The 26,671-nt window shown below is 38.4% G+C and carries 27 protein-coding genes and 6 tRNA genes; 7 read left to right on the top strand and 26 right to left on the bottom strand.

Translation table 11 applies throughout. The features are described 5' to 3' along the window. Window positions 1-39 precede the first annotated feature (39 nt). From O1Q79_RS05670 to rne, 18 genes are all read right to left on the bottom strand, one after another. A tRNA-Lys gene (locus tag O1Q79_RS05670) sits at window positions 40-115 on the bottom strand. A 51-nt stretch (window positions 116-166) separates the two neighbouring features. Continuing rightward, window positions 167-242 (bottom strand) — tRNA-Lys (locus tag O1Q79_RS05675). Window positions 243-293: 51 nt separating this feature from the next. After that, a tRNA-Lys gene (locus tag O1Q79_RS05680) sits at window positions 294-369 on the bottom strand. Window positions 370-581: 212 nt separating this feature from the next. Further along, a complete protein-coding gene (gene pal / locus O1Q79_RS05685; protein WP_386690753.1) occupies window positions 582-1,037 on the bottom strand; it encodes a peptidoglycan-associated lipoprotein Pal in 456 nt (151 codons plus the stop codon). A gap of 23 nt (window positions 1,038-1,060) precedes the next feature. Beyond that, window positions 1,061-2,353, bottom strand: a complete 1,293-nt coding sequence (gene tolB / locus O1Q79_RS05690) for a Tol-Pal system beta propeller repeat protein TolB (protein ID WP_386693355.1) — start codon at window positions 2,351-2,353, stop codon at window positions 1,061-1,063. Window positions 2,354-2,421: 68 nt separating this feature from the next. Next, the gene (gene tolA, locus O1Q79_RS05695; protein ID WP_386690755.1) at window positions 2,422-3,603 is read right to left on the bottom strand and encodes a cell envelope integrity protein TolA; all 1,182 of its coding nucleotides are present in this window, start codon (window positions 3,601-3,603) and stop codon (window positions 2,422-2,424) included. A gap of 15 nt (window positions 3,604-3,618) precedes the next feature. Further along, the gene (tolR, locus tag O1Q79_RS05700; protein WP_132301164.1) at window positions 3,619-4,044 is read right to left on the bottom strand and encodes a colicin uptake protein TolR; all 426 of its coding nucleotides are present in this window, start codon (window positions 4,042-4,044) and stop codon (window positions 3,619-3,621) included. A gap of 160 nt (window positions 4,045-4,204) precedes the next feature. Next, window positions 4,205-4,888 carry a protein TolQ gene (gene tolQ / locus O1Q79_RS05705; RefSeq protein WP_132301166.1) on the bottom strand — a complete coding sequence of 228 codons (684 nt, stop codon included), beginning with the start codon at window positions 4,886-4,888 and terminating at the stop codon, window positions 4,205-4,207. A gap of 16 nt (window positions 4,889-4,904) precedes the next feature. After that, window positions 4,905-5,303 (bottom strand): tol-pal system-associated acyl-CoA thioesterase, encoded by a 399-nt coding sequence (gene ybgC / locus O1Q79_RS05710; RefSeq protein WP_386690759.1) that lies wholly within the window; start codon window positions 5,301-5,303, stop codon window positions 4,905-4,907. A gap of 164 nt (window positions 5,304-5,467) precedes the next feature. Then, the gene (gene murA / locus O1Q79_RS05715) at window positions 5,468-6,742 is read right to left on the bottom strand and encodes a UDP-N-acetylglucosamine 1-carboxyvinyltransferase (protein ID WP_386690761.1); all 1,275 of its coding nucleotides are present in this window, start codon (window positions 6,740-6,742) and stop codon (window positions 5,468-5,470) included. Between the two features lie 9 nt (window positions 6,743-6,751). Beyond that, window positions 6,752-7,009 carry a BolA family protein gene (locus tag O1Q79_RS05720; protein ID WP_386690763.1) on the bottom strand — a complete coding sequence of 86 codons (258 nt, stop codon included), beginning with the start codon at window positions 7,007-7,009 and terminating at the stop codon, window positions 6,752-6,754. 15 nt (window positions 7,010-7,024) lie between these two features. After that, on the bottom strand, window positions 7,025-7,372 hold the full coding sequence (locus tag O1Q79_RS05725) for a lipid asymmetry maintenance protein MlaB (protein WP_386690765.1): 348 nt from the start codon (window positions 7,370-7,372) through the stop codon (window positions 7,025-7,027). A gap of 8 nt (window positions 7,373-7,380) precedes the next feature. Beyond that, window positions 7,381-8,010 carry a phospholipid-binding protein MlaC gene (gene mlaC, locus O1Q79_RS05730; RefSeq protein ID WP_386690768.1) on the bottom strand — a complete coding sequence of 210 codons (630 nt, stop codon included), beginning with the start codon at window positions 8,008-8,010 and terminating at the stop codon, window positions 7,381-7,383. Window positions 8,011-8,050: 40 nt separating this feature from the next. After that, window positions 8,051-8,557: an outer membrane lipid asymmetry maintenance protein MlaD gene (gene mlaD, locus O1Q79_RS05735; RefSeq protein WP_386690770.1), complete on the bottom strand. Its 507-nt coding sequence runs from the start codon at window positions 8,555-8,557 to the stop codon at window positions 8,051-8,053. 30 nt (window positions 8,558-8,587) lie between these two features. Further along, window positions 8,588-9,364 carry a lipid asymmetry maintenance ABC transporter permease subunit MlaE gene (gene mlaE / locus O1Q79_RS05740; protein ID WP_386693356.1) on the bottom strand — a complete coding sequence of 259 codons (777 nt, stop codon included), beginning with the start codon at window positions 9,362-9,364 and terminating at the stop codon, window positions 8,588-8,590. Beyond that, window positions 9,364-10,161 carry an ATP-binding cassette domain-containing protein gene (locus tag O1Q79_RS05745; RefSeq protein ID WP_386690772.1) on the bottom strand — a complete coding sequence of 266 codons (798 nt, stop codon included), beginning with the start codon at window positions 10,159-10,161 and terminating at the stop codon, window positions 9,364-9,366. Before O1Q79_RS05745 ends, mlaE begins: the two co-directional genes overlap by 1 nt. A gap of 88 nt (window positions 10,162-10,249) precedes the next feature. After that, window positions 10,250-11,593 carry an exodeoxyribonuclease VII large subunit gene (xseA, locus tag O1Q79_RS05750; RefSeq protein ID WP_386690775.1) on the bottom strand — a complete coding sequence of 448 codons (1,344 nt, stop codon included), beginning with the start codon at window positions 11,591-11,593 and terminating at the stop codon, window positions 10,250-10,252. Window positions 11,594-11,649: 56 nt separating this feature from the next. Beyond that, window positions 11,650-14,532, bottom strand: coding sequence for a ribonuclease E (rne, locus tag O1Q79_RS05755; RefSeq protein ID WP_386690778.1), 2,883 nt, complete (start codon window positions 14,530-14,532; stop codon window positions 11,650-11,652). Between the two features lie 411 nt (window positions 14,533-14,943). Here rne and rluC point away from each other — a divergent pair, with 411 nt between their 5' ends. Next, a complete protein-coding gene (gene rluC / locus O1Q79_RS05760) occupies window positions 14,944-15,912 on the top strand; it encodes a 23S rRNA pseudouridine(955/2504/2580) synthase RluC (protein WP_386690780.1) in 969 nt (322 codons plus the stop codon). Window positions 15,913-15,944: 32 nt separating this feature from the next. Continuing rightward, window positions 15,945-16,436, top strand: coding sequence for a hypothetical protein (locus O1Q79_RS05765; RefSeq protein WP_386690782.1), 492 nt, complete (start codon window positions 15,945-15,947; stop codon window positions 16,434-16,436). Window positions 16,437-16,462: 26 nt separating this feature from the next. Here the strand turns inward: O1Q79_RS05765 and trxA are convergent, their stop codons facing one another. Both trxA and O1Q79_RS05775 read right to left on the bottom strand, forming a co-directional pair. Next, a complete protein-coding gene (gene trxA, locus O1Q79_RS05770; RefSeq protein ID WP_386690784.1) occupies window positions 16,463-16,786 on the bottom strand; it encodes a thioredoxin in 324 nt (107 codons plus the stop codon). Window positions 16,787-16,929: 143 nt separating this feature from the next. Next, window positions 16,930-18,042 (bottom strand): methionine biosynthesis PLP-dependent protein, encoded by a 1,113-nt coding sequence (locus O1Q79_RS05775; RefSeq protein WP_386690787.1) that lies wholly within the window; start codon window positions 18,040-18,042, stop codon window positions 16,930-16,932. A gap of 435 nt (window positions 18,043-18,477) precedes the next feature. Here O1Q79_RS05775 and O1Q79_RS05780 point away from each other — a divergent pair. From O1Q79_RS05780 to O1Q79_RS05790, 3 genes are all read left to right on the top strand, one after another. Beyond that, window positions 18,478-18,553 (top strand) — tRNA-Gly (locus O1Q79_RS05780). Window positions 18,554-18,584: 31 nt separating this feature from the next. Beyond that, a tRNA-Leu gene (locus O1Q79_RS05785) sits at window positions 18,585-18,671 on the top strand. 72 nt (window positions 18,672-18,743) lie between these two features. Beyond that, window positions 18,744-18,817, top strand: a tRNA-Cys gene (locus tag O1Q79_RS05790). Between the two features lie 100 nt (window positions 18,818-18,917). On the opposite strand, the gene O1Q79_RS05795 is transcribed toward O1Q79_RS05790, so the two are convergent. Continuing rightward, entirely contained in the window at window positions 18,918-20,177 is a 1,260-nt protein-coding gene (locus O1Q79_RS05795) for an HlyC/CorC family transporter (RefSeq protein ID WP_386689695.1), read from the bottom strand. An 80-nt stretch (window positions 20,178-20,257) separates the two neighbouring features. Further along, on the bottom strand, window positions 20,258-21,040 hold the full coding sequence (locus O1Q79_RS05800) for an inner membrane protein YpjD (RefSeq protein WP_386693357.1): 783 nt from the start codon (window positions 21,038-21,040) through the stop codon (window positions 20,258-20,260). A gap of 154 nt (window positions 21,041-21,194) precedes the next feature. Between O1Q79_RS05800 and ffh the strand changes: the two genes are divergently transcribed. Next, window positions 21,195-22,583: a signal recognition particle protein gene (gene ffh / locus O1Q79_RS05805; protein WP_386690789.1), complete on the top strand. Its 1,389-nt coding sequence runs from the start codon at window positions 21,195-21,197 to the stop codon at window positions 22,581-22,583. Window positions 22,584-22,747: 164 nt separating this feature from the next. Next, on the top strand, window positions 22,748-23,212 hold the full coding sequence (locus tag O1Q79_RS05810) for a surface-adhesin E family protein (protein WP_386690792.1): 465 nt from the start codon (window positions 22,748-22,750) through the stop codon (window positions 23,210-23,212). Window positions 23,213-23,263: 51 nt separating this feature from the next. Here O1Q79_RS05810 and O1Q79_RS05815 read toward each other — a convergent pair whose 3' ends face one another. The 4 genes from O1Q79_RS05815 to lepB form a co-directional block, all read right to left on the bottom strand. After that, window positions 23,264-23,884 (bottom strand): biliverdin-producing heme oxygenase, encoded by a 621-nt coding sequence (locus tag O1Q79_RS05815; RefSeq protein ID WP_386690794.1) that lies wholly within the window; start codon window positions 23,882-23,884, stop codon window positions 23,264-23,266. 134 nt (window positions 23,885-24,018) lie between these two features. Then, on the bottom strand, window positions 24,019-24,966 hold the full coding sequence (gene era / locus O1Q79_RS05820) for a GTPase Era (RefSeq protein ID WP_386690796.1): 948 nt from the start codon (window positions 24,964-24,966) through the stop codon (window positions 24,019-24,021). Continuing rightward, window positions 24,966-25,640: a ribonuclease III gene (gene rnc / locus O1Q79_RS05825; protein WP_386690798.1), complete on the bottom strand. Its 675-nt coding sequence runs from the start codon at window positions 25,638-25,640 to the stop codon at window positions 24,966-24,968. Before rnc ends, era begins: the two co-directional genes overlap by 1 nt. Further along, window positions 25,640-26,662, bottom strand: a complete 1,023-nt coding sequence (gene lepB, locus O1Q79_RS05830; protein ID WP_386690800.1) for a signal peptidase I — start codon at window positions 26,660-26,662, stop codon at window positions 25,640-25,642. Before lepB ends, rnc begins: the two co-directional genes overlap by 1 nt. Window positions 26,663-26,671: the final 9 nt, after the last annotated feature.

Below are 26,671 nucleotides of genomic sequence, written 5' to 3' on the forward strand. Positions count from 1 at the left end.
TTATTTTTAGCTTTAAAAAATCAATATTATTTAATTAAGTGGTGGGTCGTGAAGGATTCGAACCTTCGACAAACGGATTAAAAGTCCGCTGCTCTACCGCCTGAGCTAACGACCCCTTTTGTATCTTACTTTTAGCTTTAAAGTAAACTGGGAAAATCTAATTAAGTGGTGGGCCGTGAAGGATTCGAACCTTCGACAAACGGATTAAAAGTCCGCTGCTCTACCGCCTGAGCTAACGGCCCATTTTTTGCCTTACTTCTAACTTTAAAGCAAACTGGAAAGATCTAATTAAGTGGTGGGCCGTGAAGGATTCGAACCTTCGACAAACGGATTAAAAGTCCGCTGCTCTACCGCCTGAGCTAACGGCCCACTTATCGTGCTATAACGAACTACGTCAAGCAACGAGTGCATATATTACGTATTTAAATTTAATAATCAATAGTTATTTTCATTTTTTGAGTTATTTGCACGAATACTCATCAATTCAGGACAATTTTGTCTCGTACGTTCATAGACTCAAAAAAAGAAAACAGGTTTCATAAACTGAAACCTGTTCCATTAAATCAATAAAATACTTAAAATTAGTATTCTAATACTGCACGACGGTTCTTACTGTATGCAGACTCATCGTGACCAGCTACTGCAGGTTTTTCTTCACCGTAAGAAACAGTTGATACATTGTTAGCACCTTTCGCTGCTAAGAAAGATTTTACTGCATCTGCACGACGTTGACCTAATGCGATGTTGTACTCTGGAGTACCACGTTCGTCAGCATGACCAGCTACTAATACTTTTGCTGCTGGAGTAGCGTTTAAGTATTGTGCGTGAGCATCTAACAATTGTGAGTATTCACCTTCAATTGCATAACTGTCAAATGCAAAGTAAACTGTGTTGTAACGAGTTTGTAAGTCTTGAACAGATAAACCGCCAAATGTTTGAGCGTTTGCACCGTCCATACCACTAGCATCGTTGTTTGATGAACTACAAGCAGCTAATGCTAATACTGGGGCAACTAACAATAATTTTGCTAATTTCATTTAATATTTTCTCCTTAGAGTTTTTACTTTGTTAAATATGGTGACCAAGCAGGAAATTTCACTTGTCCGTCACTTCCTGGCAAGCGTGCTTTAAAGCGTCCGTCTGCAGATACTAATTGTAGCACCTTTCCTAATCCTTGGGTAGAGCTATAAATAATCATAATTCCATTTGGTGAAATACTTGGACTTTCATCAAGAAAAGTTGAACTTAAGGTATCAATTTTTCCTGTCATAAGGTCTTGTTTAATCACATGATCGCCTGAAATCATTACCATAGTTTTGCCGTCAGAACTAACTTGTCCGCTATAACTTTTGCCACCTGAACCTACTAATGAGGCACCGCCACCGGAAGCACTCATTGAGTAAACTTGAGGCGAACCGCCTCTATCGGAGGTAAACAAAATACGTCCATCTGGAGTCCAGCTAGGCTCTGTATTATTGCCTGCTCCGCTCGTCAATTTAGTAGCTTGCCCACCATTCGAACCCATCACATAAATATTTAGCTGACCATCTTGATTTGATGCAAAGGCTAAACGACTACCGTCCGGCGAGAATGCTGGGGCTCCATTGTGTCCGGGGAATGAAGCCACCACTTTTCTGGCACCAGAACCTAAATCCTGAACCACAAGCTGTGATTTTTTATTTTCAAACGAAACATAAGCTAAACGCTTACCATCTGGTGACCAAGCTGGTGACATTATCGGTTGTGAACTACGATTTACCACAAATTGGTTATAACCGTCATAATCTGCTACACGCACTTCATAAGGTTGTGAACCAGCATTTTTTTGTACCACATACGCAATACGCGTTCTAAATGCACCTTTAATGGTAGTAATCTTTTCAAATACTTCGTCACTAACAGTGTGAGCACCAAAACGGATAAATTTTGCCGTTACAGTGAATGAATTTTGTGCTAATACTGCCCCAGCAGACCCCGATGCACCAATAGTATCCACTAACTGATAAGCGATATTATAACCACCACCAATGGTCGTTACTTGTCCAACCACAATCGCATCAACACCTAATGATGCCCATGCATCAGGAGTGACTTCAGAAGCTGAACCCGGTTGTTGTGGCATTTGGCTAACAGCAATAGGATTAAATTTACCACTATTGCGTAAATCATCAGAGATAATTTTTGCAATATCTTCTGGAACTGAACCGTTGGTTTTAAACGGTACGACTGCAATCGGTCTTGCCCCCTCTACACCTTCATCAATCACGATACGAACTTCGTCATCCGCTTGAACCGTGCTTATTGTAAAAAATAATACGGCAATGACAGCCAAAATACGAGCTATTAATTTCATCATACCACCTATGGTTAATGTTTATTGAGATTACTTTCCTAAAAACGATTATTCCAAATCAAAATCAACTATTTTAGATCAAAGTCAATAATCGGGTTTTTATATTTATTATAAATTTCATCACTCGGTGCAGCTGGTACTTTTTTCGTTCTAGCGACTGCACTCAACGCTGCGGCACAAATATCATCAGGTCCTGAAACGCGTTGATAACCTAAAATTGCACCATCTCGAGCTAATTGAATTCTAATACTACATACTTTTCCAGCAAAACTTGGATCTTTAATAAAACGGCGTTTAATTTCTTTTTTAATCACACCAGCATATTGATCACCTACTTTGCCACCATCTCCAGCCCCCATAGCGGCACCAGAACCCTGACTACCCCCTTTGTTGGCATTACCACCATTTGATGCACTACCACCGCCAACATCACCACCATTTAAAAAGTCATCTAAAGCAGCTTGTTTAGCTTTGGCATCTGCCTTGGCTTTAGCATCTTTTTCTGCTTTTTCTCTCGCTTCTCTCTCTGCTTTAGCTTTGGCATCTTTTTCCGCTTTTTCTTTCGCTTCTCTCTCGGCTTTAGCTTTTGCTTCTTGTTCCGCTTTTTCTTTCGCGTCTCTCTCAGCTTTAGCTTTGGCATCTTTTTCTGCTTTTTCTTTCGCTTCTTTCTCTGCTTTGGCTTTCTCAGCTTGTAAAGCTTTCTCTTTCGCTATTCTTTCCTGCTCAGCTTTAGCTTTTGCTTCTTGTTCCGCTTGTTTAGCCACCGCGGCTAAGCGTTTAGCTTCTGCCTCTGCTTTTAATTTTGCCGCCTCAGCTTCTTGTTTAGCTTTCGCTTCAGCCTCTTGTTTGGCTTTTTCTAAAGCCTCTTGTTTAGCTTTAGCTTCAGCTTCTTGTTTCGCCTTTTGCTGTTCAAGTTGTTTTTGACGTTGTTGTTCCAGTTTTTGTTGTTCAAGTTTTTGCTCATCAACCGTCGGCTTTGGCTCTGTTTTTTCAATAACCTCTTCAGGTTCTTTCTTCGTCTTTTCTGCCTGACCTTTTTTCTGTTGTTGAATCCGTCCCCATTCTTGTGCCGCCGAACCGGTATCCACCATGACAGCCCCCATCATATCGCCCTCACCTTCGCCTCCTCCCATCACTTCAAGAGGATGATACACCAGTGAACTCAAAATTAACAAACCGAACAGAATGCCATGTAAAACTACCGAAATCAGTAATGCATTTGTTTGTTTCTTTTGTCGATTATTTCTCACAATCTATCCTACTGCTTAAATGGGATCAGTCATTAAACCAACGGATTTAATTCCGGCTAAATGAAGTAAATTCAACGCCTTAATTACTTCTTCATAAGGTACATCACTTGCTCCACCGACTAAAAACATCGTATTTGGATCTTTTTCAAATTCCTGTTTAGTCATTTGCGTGACCATTTCTTCGGTCAGACCTTCGGAACGTTCACCAGCAATAGAAATTGCATATTGTCCAATACCTGCCACTTCTAAAATCACTGGAACCTTATCTTCATTAGATACCGATTGACTTTCTACGGCATCAGGTAAATCTACTTGCACACTTTGGCTAATAATTGGTGCAGTTGCCATAAAAATTAATACCAAAACTAATAATACATCCAAAAATGGTACAATGTTAATTTCAGATTTAATACTTTTCTCTCTACGACGGCGGTAAGCCATATATACCTCTAAAATATCACTAAAATCACTTACAGTCCTTGCGGATTGTTGTGGGCTTTTCGCCCCTGTTGCGGCAAGCAACATTGAAAATTGCTTCGGCAATTTTTACACCAGAATTGATGTTTAACCATATAAAGTGCGGTGTAAAAATACTTACTTATTAGTTTTTAGCAAACACTTGACGTTGTAAAATCGTGGTAAATTCATCAATAAAGTTACCATAATTTTGCTCTAATCTATTAACACGTAAGCTTAAACGGTTATATGCCATTACAGCCGGAATCGCTGCAAATAAACCGATCGCAGTGGCAATCAAGGCTTCTGCAATACCCGGTGCGACCATTTGTAAGGTCGCTTGTTTCGCGCCACTCAATGCCATAAAAGCGTGCATAATCCCCCAAACCGTACCGAATAAACCGATATAAGGACTGACAGACGCCACTGTAGCAAGGAAAGGAACGCGAGTTTCCAGGTCTTCAATTTCACGATTCATTGCCAAGTTCATAGCTCGAGTCGTCCCCATCATAATGGCTTCTGGGGCATCTGCATTAACCTGTTTTAAACGTGTAAATTCTTTAAATCCCGCATAAAAAATCTGTTCACTGCCCGTCATAGCCATGTCACGACGATTTTCTAACCCATCATATAATCGGGTTAAATCTTCACCTGACCAAAAACGATCTTCAAATGCCATGGAATCTTTCAACGCTTTAGTTAGTATGCGACTACGTTGAATAATAATTGCCCATGATACAATGGAGAACGTGATTAAAATTAAAATTACAAGTTGAACGACGATACTCGCCTTTAGAAATAAATCCAAAAAGTTCAATTCAGCAGTCATTGCATAGCTCCGAAAATTATTCACTAAATGCGGCTTTAACTTCCGTTGGAAGTGCCACAGGTTTCATTTTGCCTAGATCAACACAGGCTACCTTAACAGTAGCCACGCTTAATATTTTATTTTCTCGTTTCAGGCATTGTGAGAAAAAAATTGTTGCCCCTTTCATTTGTTCAACAGTGGTTTCGACTATCAACGAATCATCCAGTTTAGCTGGGATATGGTAATCAATCGACATTGATTTCACGACAAAAGCAATACCTTGCTCTGCTAATAAATTTTGCTGTGAAAAATGAAGTGAACGTAAAAATTCTGTTCTTGCTCGCTCATAAAAATGGAGATAACGTGCATGATACACGACTCCACCAGCATCTGTATCTTCGTAATAAACACGAACGGGAAATTGGAAATTTTGCATGATAATAAAATCCTTGTTCGATAAATCTTAGTACAAAAAACTGGCGTATTTTAGAGCTTTCAATAATGATAAGCAAGCAATAACACCAAAAGTGCGGTAGAAAATGTGATTCTTTTTCTACTGCACTCAAAATTTAAAAAATTAATTAAAATAATATCTGCTTACTATTCTTCTGAACGCTCAGAAAAACGTTCGATTTTCGCTCCAAGGGCAGATAACTTTTCTTCAATATGTTCGTAACCACGATCAATATGATAAATACGATCCACGATGGTTTCACCAGATGCAATACAACCTGCTAACACTAAACTAACGGATGCTCGCAAATCTGTTGCCATCACTTGCGCCCCGGAAAGATATTCTACCCCTTGAATTAAAGCTGTATTTCCTTCAATTTCTCCTTTAGCTCCCATACGAACTAATTCAGGTACATGCATAAAACGGTTTTCAAAGATGGTTTCTGTGATTTTACTAGTGCCTTCTGCTACCGCATTTAATAAAGTAAACTGAGCTTGCATATCCGTTGGAAAACCCGGATGTGGCATAGTACGAATGTTCACTGCTTTTGGACGCTGACCTAAACTATCCAAGGTAATCGTATCCTCAGTCACATCTACTTGCATACCCGATTCACGTAATTTTTCAATTACCGCATCAAGGGTATCCGCCTTGGTACCGAGACATTTAATACGCCCTCCCGAAACTGCGGCAGCCACAAGGAATGTACCGGTTTCAATACGATCCGGCACAATACTATGCTCACAACCAGTTAAACGTTCAACACCTTCAATAGTGATAGTGTCAGAACCTAAGCCTGAAATATTAGCACCCATCTTATTTAAAAAAACACCAGTATCCACCACTTCCGGCTCACGAGCCGCATTTTCAATAATCGTGGTACCTTTGGCTAAGGTAGCTGCCATCATCACTGATAAAGTCGCACCGACACTGACCTTATCCATATAAATTTTCGCACCAGATAAACGTCCATTAACCGTTGCTTTCACATAACCTTCGTCGAGTTCAATGTGAGCCCCCATTTTCTCAAGACCCGCAATATGCATATCGACCGGTCTTGCCCCGATAGTACAACCACCGGGTAAAGAAACCTGCCCCTCGTGGAAACGAGCTAACAATGGCGCTAACGCCCAAATAGATGCACGCATGGTTTTGACCAGTTCATAAGGTGCCACATAATGATTGATATGGCTCGCATCAATTAATACCGTTTTATCCGCATCACGTTCAACATTCACACCTAATTTATGCAAAATTTTAAAGGTTGTATCTACATCTTTTAATTCCGGTACATTTTTTAATTTAACTGGCTGTTCCGCAAGAATTGCAGCAAAAAGTATAGGTAATGCCGCATTTTTTGCCCCTGAAATTTGTACCGTTCCAGTAAGACGCGATTGACCATAAACACGAAATTTTTGCATAACATTTCCTTAATTCATTGAGTGTAATAGGCGATCACGTTTCCATTTTTCCACGCTATAGGTTTTAATAGTTAATGCATGGATTTCGCCTGTAGTAAAATATTCCATTAATGGTGCATAAATCGTCTGTTGTTGTTTTACACGAGATAATGCAGCAATTTCATCATTCACCACAATTACGCCAAAATGGGCATTTTCGCCTTGAGCATAAATTTCTGAAAGATTGAGTTTTTCTTTCAAAATCTCTTCAATTTTTTTCGGTTCCATAATTTCTCAATAAAGTTAATTTTTTAAAATAAAAGGCGTTAACCAATCGTTCAAATTAAATAAATCAGCCAAAGTTAATAATTGCTTTGGTATATTTGTTAAGACTATTTTATGTTCAGATGCTTTAATTTTTTTACAATAAGCAATCAAATCACATAATAACGCAAATCCAGCACTATCTATACGCTTGATTTGTGCCAGATCCCATAAAATATCTTTATCGGCAATTTGCTTTTCTGATAAAAAAGTTAAACGTTGTTGCCATAACGGTAACAACGTATCACGAGATAACTCTCCGATTAATCGGAGCGTTATTTTATCATCATTTTGCACTGCCGACCATGTTAGTTTTTCAGCTTGCATATTGAATATTATTTCTTAATGGTGACTGGCACAGCGGCCGCTTTTAATACTTGAGCAGTTAACGCATCAATACCGTCTTTACGTAAAATGTTACTCCACTCTTGTTTTTTAGTTTCCACCATACTCACACCTTCAGCAGACATATCATAAACTTGCCATTGACCAGATTTACTATTTTTACGCCACTGGAACGTTAAATTTACTGGTTGGCTTTGCATTAATTTTACTTTTACACTCGCTTGACTATCACCATTCATTTGCGCCGGTTGCACTTGTGCTTCCTGACCGGTGTATAGCGTTAAAGCCTGCGCATAAGCTTGTTCAATAAACTGATCAAATGCAGAGAAGAATTTCTCACGTTGCTCTGGCGTAGTAGATCTAAAATACTGACCTAACACCAAAGAACCAGCGTAATTAACATGCACATAAGGCATTAAATCTTTACGTACCAAACTTTTTAACACATTTGGATCCGCTTTAATTTGAGGATTTTGTGCTTTCAAATCAGCAAATAAAGTATTTGCTGCTTTTTGAGTTAATTCATAAGGACCTTCTGCCGCCATTACACTTTGAACAGCAAAAAGTGCGGTTGCCACAACAACCATTTTTGATAACCATTGTTTAATTTGAATCTTCATAAAAACTCCTATTAAAATTGCTTTCCTAACCTAAATTAAATTATTCAACTGCTGGTGTGTCAAGCGTTGATTCTTCTTTTTGGTCCTTATCACCATATAAGAATTGACCAATAAGATCTTCTAATACCACTGCTGATTTCGTATCAAAAACTTTACTGCCTTCTTTCAGCATAGGGGTTTCACCATCATCAAATCCAACACTTAAAGAGATATATTGTTCACCTAATAAACCAGACGTTTTAATTGAAAGTGAACTGTTATCTGGAATTTGGTCATATTCTTCGTTTACAGCAATAGTCACGTTCGGTAAATAAGTTTGTTCATCCAGTGAAATATCTGTTACACGCCCAATGACAACCCCTCCAATTTTTAATGGTGCGCGCACTTTTAGACCACCGATATTATCAAAAGTTGCAGAGATGTTATAAGACTTTTGTTCGCCAAAACCTTGTACATTGGTTACTTTTAAGCCCATAAATACTAATGCCCCAATACCGAGTAACAAAAATAAACCTACCCAGAACTCATATTTAATTGTTTGTCGCATAATTTATACCTAATAAAAAAGAAATCTTAGTTAACCGCCAAACATCATTGCGGTTAATACAAAGTCTAAACCTAATACTAATAATGATGCATTTACTACGGTTTTCGTAGTGGATTGGCTAATGCCTTCTGATGTTGGCACACAATCATAACCGTTAAATAATGCAATCCAAACTACTGCAAAAGCAAATACGATACTCTTAATAAAGCCATACCATAAATCTTGCACGGAAACTGCATTTTGCATCACCGACCAGAAACTACCATCGTCAATACCTTTCCAATTAACTCCCACTAACGCACCACCAATCACACCCACTGCGGTAAATAACACAGCTAAAATCGGCATGGAAATAATTCCAGCCCAAAAACGTGGTGCAATCACACGGCGTAAAGGATCCACCGCCATCATTTCAAGGCTAGAAAGCTGTTCAGTAGCTTTCATTAAACCAATTTCAGCGGTTAATGCAGAGCCCGCCCGACCTGCAAATAATAATGCCGTAACAACAGGTCCTAACTCACGCAATAAGGATAGTGCCACTAACTGCCCAACATTGGCTTCTGCAGCAAAATCCACTAACACTACATAGCCCTGTAATCCCAGAACCATACCGATAAAAAATCCCGAAAGCAAAATAATTAGTAAGGATTGTACCCCTAAAACATGTAGCTGCTTGATTAATAATGGGGTATGTTTACGAAATTGTGGCTTACCAACTAGTGCGCCCCACAACATAAACCCAGAACGCCCTAAAGCTTGTACGGAGCTTATGGTGGTTCGCCCCAATGCAGAGATTAATTTCACCATCATTTAAATAAATCTCCTATGCTATCCTTGGCAGGGAAATGGAAATGTACGGGTCCATCTTCTTGCCCTTGAATAAATTGAACCACTTGAGGATCAGCACTTTTTAATAAAATATCGGGTGTACCTTCGGCAATTACACGTTTATCGGCTATAATATAAGCATAATCTGCAATACTCAATACTTCCTGCACATCGTGAGAAACCACAATAGAAGTTAAATCCAAAGCTTCATTTAAGCGTTTAATTAAACTAATGATCACCCCCATACTAATCGGATCCTGTCCAGTAAAAGGTTCATCATACATAATTAAATCTGGATCGAGAGCAATCGTCCGGGCTAGTGCTGCACGACGAGCCATGCCACCTGATAATTCAGACGGCATTAAATCTGCCGCTCCACGCAATCCTACAGATTCTAATTTCATCAGTACAATTTTACGAATCAATTCCTCCGGTAAACGAGTATGCTCCCGAATAGGAAAAGCGACGTTATCAAAAGTAGAAATATCCGTAAATAAAGCACCTGACTGAAACAGCATTCCCATACGTTGACGCACTTTATAAAGTTCAGCATTTGACATTTTACAAATATCAGAACCATCAAATAAAATCTCACCTTGCTCTGGGATGAGTTGTCCACCGATTAATTTTAATAAGGTGGTTTTACCAATACCCGACGGTCCCATAATGGCGGTAATTTTGCCTTTGGCAACCCGCAAATTAAGATCATCGTAGATAAGACGCTCACCCCGTCTAAACGTGAGATTTTTCACTTCAATTAGTGCTTTCTCACTCATTTTATTTTCCATTTCGTTTGTTTCATTCTGTTATCTTAGTCAAATTGCTCGTGTTTGGACTGTAAATCTTTCTATTAGTTCAACACCATTACATTTTGGCTTTTGGTCTAAGACCTTTCACTTCACTTATTATTATACCATCAGTCACAAAGGTTTGCATGGTTTGCCCTTGGGCCACTTGTTGTATTGAAACAATTGCCTTGCCTTGCTCATTTTCTGCAATCGCATAACCACGAGCTAACACTTTTAATGGGCTCAAGCTATCCATTTTGGCACATAAATGTGCCAAGTAGTGCTGTTTATGAGCGACATTATTTTTTAACGCAAAATCTAACCGCACTTTCAACTGCCGAATATGCTGTTGTTGTTTTTGTACCGTATAAAATAACGGATTATTATCCAATCTCTGACAAAGTGCGGTGAAATTATAACGTTTTTTTTCCACTATACGTTGTATCGCGTTATTTAAACGTTGCTCAAGCTGATTGTTTTTTTGTCGTTGCAAAATTAATTGAGCTTGTGGATGCTGATGTTGTAACCGCAATAACAAACGTTGTAATTGTTGTTGCTTCTGTTCAAAAATGCGATCTAACGCCCGATCTAAGCGTTGTCGTTGATTATCTATTTTATATAATAATTCTTGTTGATTACGACTGACCAGTTCAGCTGCCGCAGACGGTGTCGGAGCTCGTAAATCCGCCACAAAATCCGCAATCGTCACATCAATCTCATGCCCCACTGCACTAATCACTGGCAAAATTGAATTGAAAATCGCTCGCGCAACCAATTCTTCATTAAAACACCAAAGATCTTCCAGGGAACCCCCGCCACGCCCGACAATCAGTACATCGACTTCTCGTCGTTGATTAGCTAACTCGATCATTTGCACAATTTCAGTACTAGCTTCTTTGCCTTGTACTTGAGTAGGATAAATCACCACCTTTAAACTCGGATCACGACGTTTTAGAATTTGTAAAATATCCTGTAATGCCGCCCCAGTGGCAGAAGTCACTATGCCAACTGTTTGACAAAAGTGCGGTAAGTTTTTCTTAAGATGTTGTGCAAACAATCCTTCTGCTGCCAACTTCATTTTGAGCTGTTCAAATTTTTGTTGTAACAACCCATCACCGGCTGGATGCATACTTTCTAAAATAAGCTGATAATCACCACGTGCTTCATACAAACTCACCCCGGCTCGTACCAACACTTGCATTCCATTCTGAGGACGAAAATTCACTCGTTGGGTTTTCATCCGCCACATAGCACAACGTACCTGTGCATTTTCATCTTTTAGAGTTAAATACCAGTGCCCTGATACCGGTTGAGTAAAATTTGAAATTTCACCCGTCAACCAAACTGCACCTAATTGCCCTTCAAGCAAATTACGTACTGCACTATTTAATTGACTAACAGAAAAAATATTTTGTTGCATAGCGTAAGATAAAATATTCCTATAAAAAATCCGATGGCAAGCATCGGATTTTAACGTTATTCAGCTTGTGCCTTGGTCGGCTCACTAAACACATGACTGACTGCACTATGATGTCCCGCCGAACCTTTACCATGGAAATAATAACGACTGTCTTTCCATTGGACGATCTCATAGGCTGGATTCAATTCCGCACTGGCTTTCGCTAAGGTCATTTCAGCGTTAACATGTTGTACAGCAGATACCGTCCCTAATCGACCATTGAAATGATAATCACGTTCTATTTTTTCTATAATTTCAATAGATTCTGCTACTTCCTCTGGCTCAACCGGCGTAACTTTTTGCTCGGCTTGTTGTTCAAGAATCCGTTGTTCTTCGTTTAAACGTTCCAAGGATTGCTGAACTTTTTTCTCCACTGCTTCATTCGCGGGTTGCGTCACAAAACCCAAAGGCTGGGTTGTCACCGTTTCTTCGTTAACCACCAATGACGTTGCTGGCACCACATCGCCGTTTATTTCCGGTTGCTCTTGTTGCTGTAACAATTCGTCAACAGATAAAAAATTACTTTCTTTGGCTTTTTGCACCGCACTATAATCAATACAAACTTTACCACTGGCGAATTCAGGCGAAGCTACCGCAGCAAATAACGGCATCGGTGACAGATTTTCTTGACGGCGACGACGTTGATTATTCACCCGTAAATGACGTGGTAAACGACGATTATTATTACGTTCACGACGTTCATTTTGTGGAACCGCGTTATCTACCGTGTTTTCCACAGGTTCACCCGTTACCTCTGCTTTCACTTTATTTTCTACGTTGTTTGGCGTACTTAACGCTTCGGCTACAGGTGCAATGGTTATATTTTCCGCACTTTCAGCCACATCATTTCCCACTCGAACGCGTTTACGTAAATCACGTCGTTCTCTACGTTGACGAGTTGGTGCTTTTTCTTCTACCACCTCTGATGTTGTAGCCAGATCATCTTGTTTTTCACTTGTTTTAGCGACAACGCTAGCGTCTTCCTGCGCTTTACGGTTATTACGACGATTATTACGTTCAGGACGTGATGATGCGGTTGTTTTTTCTGGCGTATTTTCATCGTTCAATTTTGCCAGTGTATTACGCTCGTTACGCTCATTACGAGTTTTTCGATTGTTACGACGATCGTTATTACGATTTTGCCGATTATGGTTATTTACTGGCTTTTCTTCCGGTTCCGGGGTACTTACAAATAATCCTTTTAATCCTGTCCAAAGATAAGCAAAAATTGACGGTTTTACCTCTTCTTTGGTTTCAATAATTGGTGCAGCTTCTGAAATTGTCATGGATAACGCCGCAATTTCTGCCACATTTTCTGTTGCTGAATTATCCGCGTTAGTTGCGTTTGAAGTGTTTTCATTCGCAACATAAACATCCTCTTTTTCTTCGTATAATTTGGCTAAATTGTAGCTTAATACACCTACATCTTCACCATCACGAGAACGCACCACTTTAAAGTGCGGTGTTTCCATCGCTTGATTTGGTGCCACCACCACATCTACATTATGACGTTTTTCAATGCTTTGAATAGCTTGACGTTTTTCATTTAATAAATAGGACGCAATTTCCACTGGCACAATACATTGCACTTGCTTAGAATGTTCTTTTAACGCTTCTTCTTCAATTAAACGCAAAATAGAAAGCGATAAACTTTCATTATCACGTACTTTGCCAGTGCCTTGACAACGTGGGCAAATATGATGTGATGATTCCCCTAATGATGGGCTTAAACGCTGACGTGACATTTCCAACAAGCCAAAACGCGAAATGCGGCTAATTTGGATTCTGGCACGATCTTGACGTACCGCATCACGCATACGATTTTCTACTTCACGTTGGTGACGAATCGGGGTCATATCAATGAAGTCAATCACGATTAAACCACCTAAGTCACGTAAACGTAATTGACGAGCAATTTCATCTGCCGCTTCAAGATTGGTGTTTAATGCAGTTTCTTCAATATCCCCACCACGTGTTGAACGAGCAGAGTTGATGTCGATAGCCGTTAATGCTTCTGTCACATCAATCACAATCGAACCACCAGATGGTAAACGCACTTCACGTTGGAATGCGGATTCAATTTGCGATTCAATTTGATAATGGCTAAATAACGGGACTTCGCCTTGATATAATTTAATTCGGTTTAAAAAATCAGGACGTACTAATTTAATATGTGCTTTCGCTTTTTCGTAAATTTTCGGGCTATCTACTAAAATTTCACCAATATCACGGCGTAAATAATCGCGGATCGCACGCACGATCACATCACTTTCTTGATGAATCAAAAATGGTGCAGGACGACTTTGTGAAACTTGTTTAATCGCTTCCCAATGGTGCAATAAGACTTTTAAGTCCCATTGTAATTCTTCAGATGATTTTCCTACCCCTGCGGTACGCACGATTAAACCTACGCCATCAGGCACTTCTAAAGAACTTAACGCATCTTTTAATTCAAGACGTTCATCCCCCTCAATACGGCGAGAAATACCTCCTGCTCTTGGGTTATTAGGCATAATAACAAGGTAACTTCCAGCTAATGAAACAAATGTCGTTAACGCAGCACCTTTATTACCACGTTCTTCTTTGTTCACTTGCACGATCACTTCTTGCCCTTCTTTAATCACATCCTTGATATTCGGGCGACCGTTATAGCTATAACCTGCAGGAAAATATTCACGGGCAATTTCTTTCAACGGTAAAAAACCGTGACGATCCACACCATAATCCACAAATGCGGCTTCAAGACTCGGTTCTACTCGAGTAATTTTCCCTTTGTAAATATTCGCTTTTTTTTGTTCGTGACCTGGACTTTCAATATCCAAATCAAATAGGCGTTGTCCATCGACTAACGCAACACGCAACTCCTCTTTTTGAGTTGCATTAATTAGCATTCTTTTCATTGTAAAAATTTTCTCATTTTTATTTTTTAAAATAATTCAATTAAAAAAGACCGCACTTTTGCATAAAATTAAGCAAATTAACTACAATCGACCTCGTGTTTTTCGTCCCTGTCGTTCATCTCGACCGTCAAAGACTGGGTGCATTGATTGAGCTATCGATAAGTTGTACCTAAATATGTATCTTTACTCGGTACGCGATAAAGCGGTAATTTAATCACACATTTCGTTAAAAATTAATGTCTTATGTCTAAACTGCATTAATCTAAAATTTAACAAAACTTAGTTAATTTTGCCTAGGCAAAATCTGTATTATTATGGACGCAATACAGCTTTTTAGCAAGGTATTTCAGTAATTTTAATTATTTGTTAATTATGCTAGAATTCTCCTAATTTTTCTTAAAAAACAATTTTATGACAAACCAAACCAACAACATTATTAACGCTTCGGTCAAGATGCTGGAAATTTCAGAAGATGAATCGGGGCAGCGGATTGACAATTATTTATTGAGTAAACTCAAAGGGGTACCCAAAAGCCTAATTTATCGCATTGTTCGCAAAGGCGAAGTGCGAGTCAATAAAGGGCGAATTAAACCTGAATATAAATTACAAGCTGGAGATGTGGTTCGAGTACCCCCAGTTCGTATATCCGAGAAAGAACAATCCCCCATTTCCACCAAGTTGAATAAAGTGGCTCAATTAGAAAGCCAAATTATTTTTGAAGATGATTGTTTGTTAGTCATCAATAAACCCTCTGGCATCGCAGTACACGGTGGTAGTGGTTTAAGTTTTGGGGTTATTGAAGGGTTACGAGCTTTACGTCCTGATGCACGTTTTTTAGAATTAGTCCATCGTATTGACCGTGATACATCAGGCATTTTGTTAGTAGCAAAAAAACGCTCCGCCTTACGTAGTTTACATGAACAATTACGTAACAAAATTGTACAAAAAGAATACTTGGCACTAGTGCGTGGACAATGGCAATCGCATGTTAAAACGATCCAAGCCCCTTTATTAAAGAATGAACTCGCTAGTGGTGAACGCATTGTTAAAGTCAGTGAACAAGGTAAACCAAGTGAAACGCATTTTAGTATTGAAGAACGATATAACAATGCGACCCTAGTCAAGGCATCACCGATTACAGGAAGAACCCATCAAATTCGGGTACACACCTTGTATGCTGGACACCCGATTGCCCTTGATGATAAATACGGTGATCAAAAATTTGATCAAGAAATGACCGCACTTGGTTTAGATCGTTTATTTTTACATGCGTTTAGTATTCGTTTTGAACATCCTAAAACAGGGGAAACCTTACGCTTAAACGCACCATTAGACGATAGAATGAAAAAAGTTTTACAAAAATTACGAGAACAACAATGATGAAAATTAACCAACTATATGGATGCTTATTAATGACAATTTCTATTTCGGCAACTGCGGTGGAAAATCCGATAGTTTCTAACTCAGATATCGTCGGCGAATGGAGTTGTCGAATTTTATACCGCGATTTAGATATTGAATCCTTAGATACCTTAGATTTCCATGCTGATGGTTCAACCGTAGGGCTAGGTCTGCTTTCTGTACAAAAAATCTTTACTTATGAAAGCCATCATACCGGACGTTGGTCATTACAGAACAATATTCTATCGGAAAACAGTACAAATTATCGTTTTGGACGTATTCATTCCAAACAAACGGAAAAAAGATTATCCGAAGAACCACTATTAAAAGAACAAGAACAACAATTTTTCCAACAATTAACCCAAAATATGAATAATGGGGACAGTACTGATTTTGAAATATTAGACCTAAAAGAAAATCGCATGTTAATCAACCATATTTGGAAAAACCAACAACGCCATCCGGGACTATGTGTTAAAAAAGTTGAAAAAAATCCCAACTAATGTTGGGATCTTCTGATTGAAAGCGATTATAACGCCTGATTAACAAATGAAGCTAATTGTGTTTTTGGTACCACACCCACTTGAGTCGCAAGCACTTTACCTTCTTTGAATAATAACAATGTCGGAATACCACGTACGCCAAATTGAGCTGGGGTACCTTGGTTTTCATCAATATTCATTTTAACAATTTTCACTTTATCGCCATATTCTTTAGCCAAATCTTCTAAGATTGGACCTATCATACGACAAGGACCACACCATGGTGCCCAAAAATCTAATAATACTGGTACATCTGAGTTTAAAACATCTGCTTCAAATGAAGCATCGGTAACATGTAATACATCTGCCATTTTTCTTTCCTTTTTAATAAAATCCACGGATATTTCATTTTTTAACACATATCAAGGCAAATTGCCATGAATTTATTAAATATAATAACACGGCTACAAAATTGTTATCCTTTGTTTAATCAATCATTTCAATTTGTAAAATCTTACTTGCCACAACTGGATAATGCTTGTACTAAATCTTGTTTAATATCTTCAACATCTTCTAATCCCACTGAAAAACGCAATAAGCGATTACATACCCCACGAGCAATGCGCTCTGCTTCTGGAATATCCATATGCGTTTGCGTCGCAGGATAGGTAATAAAACTTTCGGTACCACCTAAGCTTTCCGCAAACGTAATTAATTTCATCGCTTTTAAAAATGGATTTACCCAGTTCTCATCTTGTAAACGGAAAGATAACATTCCCCCTTTATTAGAATATAATACATCTGTAATTTGTGGTTGTTGACGTAAAAACTCTGCGATTTTTTGGGCGTTTTGTTGATGACGGTTCATGCGTAGAGAAAGGGTTTTTAAGCCACGAATAGTTAACCAAGAATCAAAGGCTGAAAGCACCGCACCTGCTCCGTTTTGAATGTAGGATAAACGTTCACATAATTCTTGCCCCTTTGCTACAATTAAACCCGCTAACACATCATTATGACCAGCAATATATTTAGTGCCACTGTAAATCGTCACATCCGCCCCATCAGCCATCGGACGGTATAACATCGGGGTTAAGAACGTATTATCCACGATCAACAATAAATCATGTTTTTTTGCTAATCTAGCAATCGCCTTAACATCACATTCTTCCATTAATGGGTTAGACGGTGTTTCTACAAAAATGGCTTTCGTATTTGGCGTAATAACGGATTCAATTGCACTCACATCAGCAGTATTGACATAAACAGGTTTAACGCCATGGGTATTTTTATGACAAAAATCAAGCAAACGATAAGTGCCTCCATAAACATCACTGGAAACAATCCATTCATCGGGAGCTTTAAATAATGTCATTAACACTTGAATGGCTGCCATGCCTGATGCAAAAGCAAAGGCTGCGTCCCCACCATCTAATTTCGCCATAGTTTCTTCTAAAACCACTCTTGTTGGGTTTTTAGTACGAGTGTAATCAAAACCGGTACTTTCACCGATACCATGATGTCCATAGGCCGTTGAAAGAAAAATTGGTGTGGAAACCGCGCCAGTACGTGGATCGGTACGGTTACCAGCTTGGGCTAAAATAGTATCTAGAGCATATTCTTGTGTCATTATCTCACCTAATATTGAAAACGAAAATTTGTTTGCCATTTTGGCATAAAGTGCAGTGGGATTAAAGGGAATTTTTTTGATTTTATTTGGCTAATTGGAACAGTAATAATGATATATTGATTTTCTTTCATTTTCCCTATAAAAATCGCCTCAATCGGGACAATTTATCAACTATAATTATTTAGCAACTTTTAATTCTACCAAGAATTTAAATGGAACTTTGGCGATAGCCTCGATAATTAATAGTTAAATTATTTGTGAGATACACGAGAGCCACTGATGACTTTTTAATACAAAATTGGCTTATTTTTAGCAATAATGTCTTTTTTTTCAGCAAGCAATATAATTTTTAAAACTTATTGCAAAATTCCTGTTGACAACAAAATAGATTCCCGTAAAATGCACCCTCGTTGGCAGCGATAAGCTGAAAGCAAAGCGGGAATAGCTCAGTTGGTAGAGCACGACCTTGCCAAGGTCGGGGTCGCGAGTTCGAGCCTCGTTTCCCGCTCCAAATTAACCTAATCAGTTAGGAAATGCGTTTAGCCCGAGTGGCGGAATCGGTAGACGCAAGGGATTTAAAATCCCTCGCCTTTCGGGGCGTGCCAGTTCAAGTCTGGCCTCGGGCACCATTTAAAACTAAGTTAAAATAATAAATTGGCACCGTAAGGTGTTTTTTTATATCTAAAAAGATTTCAAATTGTGGCGTGTTAGCAAAGCGGTTATGCACTGGATTGCAAATCCATGTAGCTCGGTTCGACTCCGGGACACGCCTCCATTACATATCTCGAATTGTCATCCAAATAAATCAAATTGTATTTATTTAATAGAAAAGTGATAAAATCTCTCTCATCACTTTCAATTTGGTAAAACTGTGGCTATAGTTTCACCACTCTCGCTTGTTTAACCATATTATCTGCTACTTCTAACACAGTGACTTTCAAGCCATTTAATTCAAATTCTGCTCCCTCATCGGGAATATCTTCTAAATGCTCTAAAATTAGACCATTAAAGGTGCGAGCTTCTTCGGTATCTAAATTCCAATCAAACAGTTTATTTAAATCACGAATATTAGTTGAGCCTTCAATTAAAATCGAACCATCTGACTGAGTCGTCACTTCTTCCTCAATAGATGGCGCAGTTGAGGTGGTAAATTCTCCGACTATTTCTTCTAAAATATCTTCTAAGGTGACTAATCCTTTGATGTCGCCATATTCATCTACGACTAATCCAATACGTTCTTTATTATTACGGAAATTGAGTAATTGTGCGGTTAATGCGGTGCCTTCGGGAATAAAATAAATCTCATCGGCGGCTCGAATTAAGGTTTCTTTACTAAACTCATTTTTGTCTAGCATCAAACGATAGGCTTCTCGCACTCGTAAAATGCCTAGCACATTTTCGTCCATATTATCTTTATATAATACCACTCGGCTATGGGCTGCATGGTTTAACTGACGCATAATCGACTTCCAATCATCATCAATATCAATCCCTGCAATATCATTGCGTGGCACCATAATATCTTCGACAGAAACTTCTGCCAAATCCAAAATCGACAACAACATTTCTTGGTGAGCAGAGGGGATAAATTTACCGCTTTCATTTACGATAGAACGTAATTCTTCTGCATTAAGATGATTCGCTCTAATTTCGGTTTTTAAGCCAGTGATTTTGATTAAGCATTTAATAATCAAGTTCATCAAAAAAACCAGTGGCATAAAAAGTTTCATTAACGGCGAAATCAAGTGGCTAGACAAAAATGCCACTTTTTCTGGATAAAGTGCAGCAACGGTTTTTGGATAAATTTCAGAAAAGACTAACATCACAAAGGTCAATAAGCCTGTCGCAATGGCTACGCCTGCATCACCATATAAACGCATACCAATAATAGTCGCAATTGCCGAAGCAGAAATATTCACCAGATTATTACAGATTAAAATAAAACTCAGTAATTTATCGGTTTTTTTTAATAAACGTTCTGCTTTTTTCGCTCCCTTATGCCCTTTTTCAGCAAGGTAACGCATACGGTAACGGTTGGCAGACAATAGACCTGTTTCTGAACCTGAGAAATAGGCAGAAATAATTAACAGAATGATAAGAATAATAAATAAGGTACTAAGGGGAATACTGTCCAAAAGTTGTTCCTTGTGTTCGTTCATCAAATAAGTGCGGTGAAAAATCTCGTTTTTTTATACCGCACTTCCAATTTTCCCACTTACGCAGGAAAAAATTTGCTGCCAAAATAAGCAATCGTCAGCAATATCATACCTGAGATTGTGAAAATGATCATTCTTTTTCCACGCCAATGCCATTTCCAATGCCCTACCAACAGAATACCAAAAACAACCCAAGCAAATAGGGAAAACGCTGCCTTATGAATATTGCTTAACTGCAACGCATGCAATAAATGATATGTTCCAGTGAATAAGATAATGGTTAATAAAATTTCACCACTTAACATGACACGAAAAAAATGGCGTTCCACCAACATTAATGGCGGTAAGTCAGGTGATGGCAAGACTTTTTTACGTTTTAAATGACGATCCAACCAAGCAATTTGAATGCTGTACAACATGGCAATAAAACAGACCGCATAAGCCAACATAGAGATCAGAATATGTAACAATAAATCCACTTGTAAATGCACGATTTGACTTGGGATAAATTCCGTCATTAACAAGTTAATTAAGGCAAATCCATATACAATAGGCGAAACAAATGCCAATGTTCGCACATTCCATAACATCGGTACTGTACTTAATAATGCAATAAAAAAACTCATTAAGGAACTGACTTCAAGTAACGTAATATCTGCCCCTAAGGTTAGATGAGTAAACAATTCGGTAAAACTCAAATAATGACAAATTACAGCTAAAAATGCACTGCATAAAAACAGTGTTCTTTTTGGTTTAGTTTGCCCATCAATTTTCAGCAACATCGGCATAATTAGCAAGATATTGAAGCTATAAAAAAGCATTGCAAAAATAGCATAAGGCATTGTTGTCAATTTGGTTTATCCTTTATTTTTCAAAAATAACAATTCATTTTAACCGTGCTAAATTGAAATTTCAATTAGAGACTGCCTTTGCTAGTGAAAACAAGGAAATTCAGGTATAATCGGGTAAATTTTTTGTTAATGACGAGAACGAAATATGTTTGAAAATTTATCTGATCGCCTATCGAAAACCTTACGCAATATCACAGGGAAAGGGCGTTTAACCGAAGACAATATTAAAGATACCTTACGAGAAGTCCGCATGGCATTGCTGGAAGCGGATGTTGCCTTACCTGTAGTACGTGAATTTATCAATAAAGTCAAAGAACGTGCTATCGGTGAAGAAGTCAATAAAAGCCTGACCCCAGGGCAAGAATTTCTAAAAATCGTACAAAGTGAATTAGAAAATGCCATGGGGCAAGCTAATGAAGAATTAAATCTTGCTACCCAACCGCCAGCGGTCATTTTAATGGCGGGGTTACAAGGGGCGGGGAAAACCACTTCTGTGGGTAAATTGGCGAAATTTTTAAAAGAACGGCATAAGAAAAAAGTATTAGTGGTGTCTGCTGACGTATATCGTCCTGCGGCGATTAAACAGCTTGAAACCTTAGCCCAATCTGTGGGTGTAGATTTCTTTCCTTCTGACGTAAAACAGAACCCTGTAGAAATTGCCAAAACCGCTAAAGCCGATGCGAAATTAAAATTCTATGACGTATTGATTGTGGATACGGCAGGTCGCTTGCATGTTGACGGCGAGATGATGGAAGAAATTAAGCAAATTCACACCGCACTTGAGCCGATTGAAACCCTGTTTACCGTGGATGCAATGACAGGGCAAGATGCTGCCAATACTGCCAAAGCCTTTAATGAAGCCTTGCCATTAACTGGGGTGATCTTAACCAAAGTCGATGGCGATGCACGTGGTGGTGCAGCCTTATCTATTCGCCAAATTACAGGTAAACCGATCAAATTCTTAGGGGTAGGTGAAAAAACGGAGGCGTTAGAACCTTTCCACCCAGAACGTGTGGCTTCACGTATTTTAGGTATGGGCGATGTCCTTTCTTTAATCGAAGATTTACAACGTTCCGTTGACCAAGAAAAAGCCGAAAAAATGGCGAAGAAATTCAAAAAGGGCGATCAATTTACCCTTGAAGATTTCCGTGAACAACTGAGCGAAATGAAAAAAATGGGTGGCATGATGTCGATGTTAGACAAACTCCCTGGGGCAAAAAACTTGCCTGATCATGTTAAAAATCAAGTGGATGATAAAATGTTTATCAAAATGGAAGCGATCATCAATTCCATGACCTTAAAAGAACGTGCCAATCCTGACATTATCAAAGGCTCACGCCGTCGCCGCATTGCGTTAGGTTCAGGCACGCAAGTGCAAGATGTTAATAAATTACTCAAACAATTTGACGATATGCAACGCATGATGAAAAAAATGCGTAGTGGTGGTATGGCAAAAATGATGAAAGGTATGAAAGGAATGATGGGCGGTGGCATGGGTGGACTGGCTGGTTTAGGTGGAATGTTTAAACGCTAATTATCCTGTGTAAATCTTGGTGAAGCATAGTGCGGTGAAAAAATATTGACTTTTCACCGCATTTTTTTGCCCTGAACTTTCTTTACATGATGAGAAATAAAAACACAATATTGGCTAAAAATATGCCATAATGTAGCTAAATCATTGGCACTAAGGAGATCATTATGAAAAAAGTGACTTTATTACTTACTGCATTAATCATCAGTGCTTGTAGCAATCAACCAGAACGACAAGCGTTAATTCACGGTGAACAATTAGATACTCCACAAAAAACCGCAATTGGCTTTATTCGCTTATCACAGAATTCTCAATATTATGTGGATACATCTTCGATCTGGGTGGATAATACCAAAAACAATCTGATTAATTTTGATACCGTGATTAATTTACATATCGGACATCGTATTTTTGAAGATAAAAACCTAATGACGAAATCCGTACGTCAGCATAAAGTCTTAGATTGTAAAACAAATATCATGACCCATACAGGATCACTGTTATATTCGGATTTCTGGGGGGAAGGAACGGTATTCACTCCGAAAAAATATCGTGAGCATCAGGTCAAGCCTCGTAATGGTTCAACACTAGGGACTGTCGCTCAAGTCATGTGTGCGAATTTTTATCATTAATTTAATAGCAAAAGGGCAAGAAAATCTAATCTTGCCCTTTGTGGAATGGAATTATGGATGAACAGGTCTTTGACTTGGTGCCTCATAATTTTCTGGCAAACCAAACACCTGACGTAACACCATTTTATAAAATGTAAAAGCCTCTTTAGAACCTTGAAGTGCCTCATCTTCAGCTTTTGGATCTAAGCCTAAATTATCTAAATACACTTTAAATTCACGCCAGTGTTTACCACGTCCTTCAGGATGCCCTGCAAGATGACTTGCACCATGTTCTGCATCAAAACTTAAATTCTTTTCTGCCGCTTTATATAAGAAAGCTGCACCTAAGTTTGAACCCTCAGCACAATACAACCAACCAATAGCGGCATTACCTTGAGGTGTTGGCAAGTTGCCTTTAAACTCATAAGGTTGGCTATTTAATACCGCTAAATCTTTCACCACAGCATCATAACGAGCCATATATTTTAACTCTGGGATTTTTTTATTGAGTTCAGGATCTTTATAAATATCATCAACTACTTTGTGAAACACTGATTGTAATAGCAAAAATTTTGTATAATTTTCATTATTCTTAAAAGGTTCAACCGACATCACGAGATTATCTACACTGTCATGTGTGGTACGATTAAATGCTTTTAAACGTTCAGAAAACGTTTTTTGTTCTTGTGTCATACTCTATATTTCCTATTGATTTTCAGATAATTTTCCATAATTAAAAAGAGTTTAAATATACTTTAATTGATTATAATTTTCAATAATAAAAACTTGTACATCCAATATAGGTTATTTAAACTTAACTTTGAATATTAATATTCTTCCATATACCCCAAACTACGCAATGCTCTTTCATCATCTGCCCAGCCTGATTTGACCTTAACCCAAAGCTCTAAATGCACTTTGTTGTCAAATAAACGTTCCATATCCTGACGAGCTTCAGTGCCAATCACTTTAATTTTTTGTCCACCTTGACCGATCACCATTTTTTTCTGACCGTCACGTTCTACTAAAATCAAGCCGTTAATTTCGTAAGTACCACGTTCATTGAGTTTAAATTGTTCAATTTCCACTGTCACCGAATAAGGTAATTCTTCGCCCATAAACCGCATGAGTTTTTCACGGATAATTTCAGATGCCATAAAACGTTGGGAACGATCCGTAACATAATCCTCAGGGAAATGATGCTCACCTTTTTTCAAGCAATCTCGCACAATTTTTTTCAAATTATGCACGTTGTTACCACGTTGAGCGGAAATCGGTACAATTTCTTTGAAATTAAATTTTCCGCTTAATTCTGTGATGAATGGCAACAACTCATCTTTATTTTTAACATTATCAATTTTGTTAATGGCTAATACCACGGGGGTTTTTACTTGGCGTAATTTGTTTAACACCATTTCATCGTCTTCATTCCAGTGTGTACCGTCCACCATAAAAATAATTAAGTCCACATCTCCAATAGCGCTGCTGGCGGCACGATTCATTAAACGGTTAATGGCTCGTTTTTCTTCAATATGTAATCCGGGGGTATCCACATAAACGGCTTGATATGCACCGTCCGTATCAATACCCACAATGCGGTGGCGGGTAGTCTGGGCTTTGCGTGAAGTAATTGATACTTTTTGTCCTAGAATTTTGTTTAATAAAGTAGATTTTCCCACGTTGGGACGACCGACAATAGCAATAAAGCCACAATAGGTTTCAGTGGATGGTTGGTTATCATTGTTTACATCATTATGTAAAATTTCATCTGTCATTAGGTAATATCCAATTCTTTTAAAATTTGTTCGGCTGCAGCTTGTTCTGCCTTACGGCGACTACCTGCTACACCAATAAAAGTGCGGTCTAAATTTTCCGCATTACATTCTACAGTAAAGGTTTGGCAATGGGCTTCACCTTCGGTCTTAATAATATGATAGCTTGGTAAGCTTAATCCTTTACCTTGCAAATATTCTTGCAAACGTGTTTTCGGATCTTTTTGATTTTCACCCGGTTTAATTGCCTCTAATCGTTTTGCATACCAATAGCAAATAATCGCCATAGTACTATTCAAATCACTATCTAAAGACATTGCCCCAATAATCGCTTCGACACAATCCGCTAAAATAGATGCTCGGCGAAAGCCACCACTTTTAAGCTCACCTGAACCTAGAACTAAATAATGACCAAGCTCAAATTGACGTGCTAATTCTGCAAGGGTTTGTTCTCGAACCAATGTTGCTCGCATGCGACTCAATTCCCCTTCATTACATTTTGGAAACTGCTGATACAAGGTTTGAGCAATGGTTAAATTTAAAATAGCATCGCCTAAAAACTCTAAGCGTTCATTATGTAATTTGGCTGCACTACGGTGCGTTAAGGCTTGTTTTAACAAAGCAAGATCAGTGAATTGATAACCAATCTTACCTTGTAATCTAGTTAAATCATTCATTATTTAATTTTCGTAAATAAGCGTTCAGAACGAATACCTGTTGGCCATTCATTTGGTTTTTTATCTAAACTCAGCCAAATATAAGTGGCTTTTCCCACAATATTTTTTTCCGGTACAAAACCCCAGAAACGACTATCTTCACTCATATTACGATTATCTCCCATCATAAAGTATTGTCCTGTTGGCACTACCCATTCAGTTACATAATATTCTTGTTTAACATAATCTTTATAACGATAGCCCTCTGAAATAGGCTCAGGGAACCAATGAATTTGGTGGCTTACATCACCGTTTTCGGTCAGTTCGAGCATACTCGGACCATAAATAAAGCTACCATCTGGATTTCTACCAATAATTGCCTTAAATTCATCATTTTGTTGTGGCTTAGAATAAGCAAATTCTTTGCTTTCACAATCTTCTTCACATGGCTTGCCATTCTTACTATAAATAATGGTTAATTTTCTTTCTAACTCATTATAAAGCACTCGGTCGCCACCAATCCCGATTACACGTTTAATATAATCCACATTCGGTTGAGGTGGGGCTTTAAACACTACAATATCTCCACGTTGCACTTTGCCTGTTTCCATCAAAGTATTTTGGAAAACTGGATCTTTAACGCCATAAGCATATTTTTCTACTAAAATAAAATCGCCTACACGTAAAGTTGGTTCCATGGATTGTGATGGAATTTGGAACGGTTCAAATAGAAAAGAACGCAGAATTAATACGAACGCCAATACAGGAAATAAAGATGAAATAAATTCTTCGCCCTCACCAATCGGCTCAATTTTGGCTCTTTCTTCATCGCTTAATACTTGTCCTGTACGCTGTTCAGTGCGTGCAATTTGACGGCGACGATGCGGTAACACCGAAAAACGGTGATAGCACCACAATACGCCAGAAAGTGCGGTGAATAAAATTAATAAAATTGAAAATGTATTTGGTAACTGTAGATAATCTAACACTTTCCAAACAGCAAAGCCTACAACTAATAAAATCGGTAGAAAAAGTTTTGACATAGTTTCCCT

The sequence above is a fragment of the Lonepinella sp. MS14434 genome (assembly GCF_042468235.1).
Taxonomy (GTDB): Bacteria; Pseudomonadota; Gammaproteobacteria; order Enterobacterales; family Pasteurellaceae; genus Lonepinella.

Coding starts and splice junctions, on each gene's coding strand:
- pal (WP_386690753.1), bottom strand. CDS start 1,037: ATGAAATTAGCAAAATTATTGTTAGTTGCCCCAGTATTAGCATTAGCT.
- tolB (WP_386693355.1), bottom strand. CDS start 2,353: ATGAAATTAATAGCTCGTATTTTGGCTGTCATTGCCGTATTATTTTTT.
- tolR (WP_132301164.1), bottom strand. CDS start 4,044: ATGGCTTACCGCCGTCGTAGAGAGAAAAGTATTAAATCTGAAATTAAC.
- tolQ (WP_132301166.1), bottom strand. CDS start 4,888: ATGACTGCTGAATTGAACTTTTTGGATTTATTTCTAAAGGCGAGTATC.
- ybgC (WP_386690759.1), bottom strand. CDS start 5,303: ATGCAAAATTTCCAATTTCCCGTTCGTGTTTATTACGAAGATACAGAT.
- murA (WP_386690761.1), bottom strand. CDS start 6,742: ATGCAAAAATTTCGTGTTTATGGTCAATCGCGTCTTACTGGAACGGTA.
- O1Q79_RS05720 (WP_386690763.1), bottom strand. CDS start 7,009: ATGGAACCGAAAAAAATTGAAGAGATTTTGAAAGAAAAACTCAATCTT.
- O1Q79_RS05725 (WP_386690765.1), bottom strand. CDS start 7,372: ATGCAAGCTGAAAAACTAACATGGTCGGCAGTGCAAAATGATGATAAA.
- mlaC (WP_386690768.1), bottom strand. CDS start 8,010: ATGAAGATTCAAATTAAACAATGGTTATCAAAAATGGTTGTTGTGGCA.
- mlaD (WP_386690770.1), bottom strand. CDS start 8,557: ATGCGACAAACAATTAAATATGAGTTCTGGGTAGGTTTATTTTTGTTA.
- mlaE (WP_386693356.1), bottom strand. CDS start 9,364: ATGGTGAAATTAATCTCTGCATTGGGGCGAACCACCATAAGCTCCGTA.
- O1Q79_RS05745 (WP_386690772.1), bottom strand. CDS start 10,161: ATGAGTGAGAAAGCACTAATTGAAGTGAAAAATCTCACGTTTAGACGG.
- xseA (WP_386690775.1), bottom strand. CDS start 11,593: ATGCAACAAAATATTTTTTCTGTTAGTCAATTAAATAGTGCAGTACGT.
- rne (WP_386690778.1), bottom strand. CDS start 14,532: ATGAAAAGAATGCTAATTAATGCAACTCAAAAAGAGGAGTTGCGTGTT.
- rluC (WP_386690780.1), top strand. CDS start 14,944: ATGACAAACCAAACCAACAACATTATTAACGCTTCGGTCAAGATGCTG.
- O1Q79_RS05765 (WP_386690782.1), top strand. CDS start 15,945: ATGACAATTTCTATTTCGGCAACTGCGGTGGAAAATCCGATAGTTTCT.
- trxA (WP_386690784.1), bottom strand. CDS start 16,786: ATGGCAGATGTATTACATGTTACCGATGCTTCATTTGAAGCAGATGTT.
- O1Q79_RS05775 (WP_386690787.1), bottom strand. CDS start 18,042: ATGACACAAGAATATGCTCTAGATACTATTTTAGCCCAAGCTGGTAAC.
- O1Q79_RS05800 (WP_386693357.1), bottom strand. CDS start 21,040: ATGCCTTATGCTATTTTTGCAATGCTTTTTTATAGCTTCAATATCTTG.
- ffh (WP_386690789.1), top strand. CDS start 21,195: ATGTTTGAAAATTTATCTGATCGCCTATCGAAAACCTTACGCAATATC.
- O1Q79_RS05810 (WP_386690792.1), top strand. CDS start 22,748: ATGAAAAAAGTGACTTTATTACTTACTGCATTAATCATCAGTGCTTGT.
- O1Q79_RS05815 (WP_386690794.1), bottom strand. CDS start 23,884: ATGACACAAGAACAAAAAACGTTTTCTGAACGTTTAAAAGCATTTAAT.
- era (WP_386690796.1), bottom strand. CDS start 24,966: ATGACAGATGAAATTTTACATAATGATGTAAACAATGATAACCAACCA.
- rnc (WP_386690798.1), bottom strand. CDS start 25,640: ATGAATGATTTAACTAGATTACAAGGTAAGATTGGTTATCAATTCACT.
- lepB (WP_386690800.1), bottom strand. CDS start 26,662: ATGTCAAAACTTTTTCTACCGATTTTATTAGTTGTAGGCTTTGCTGTT.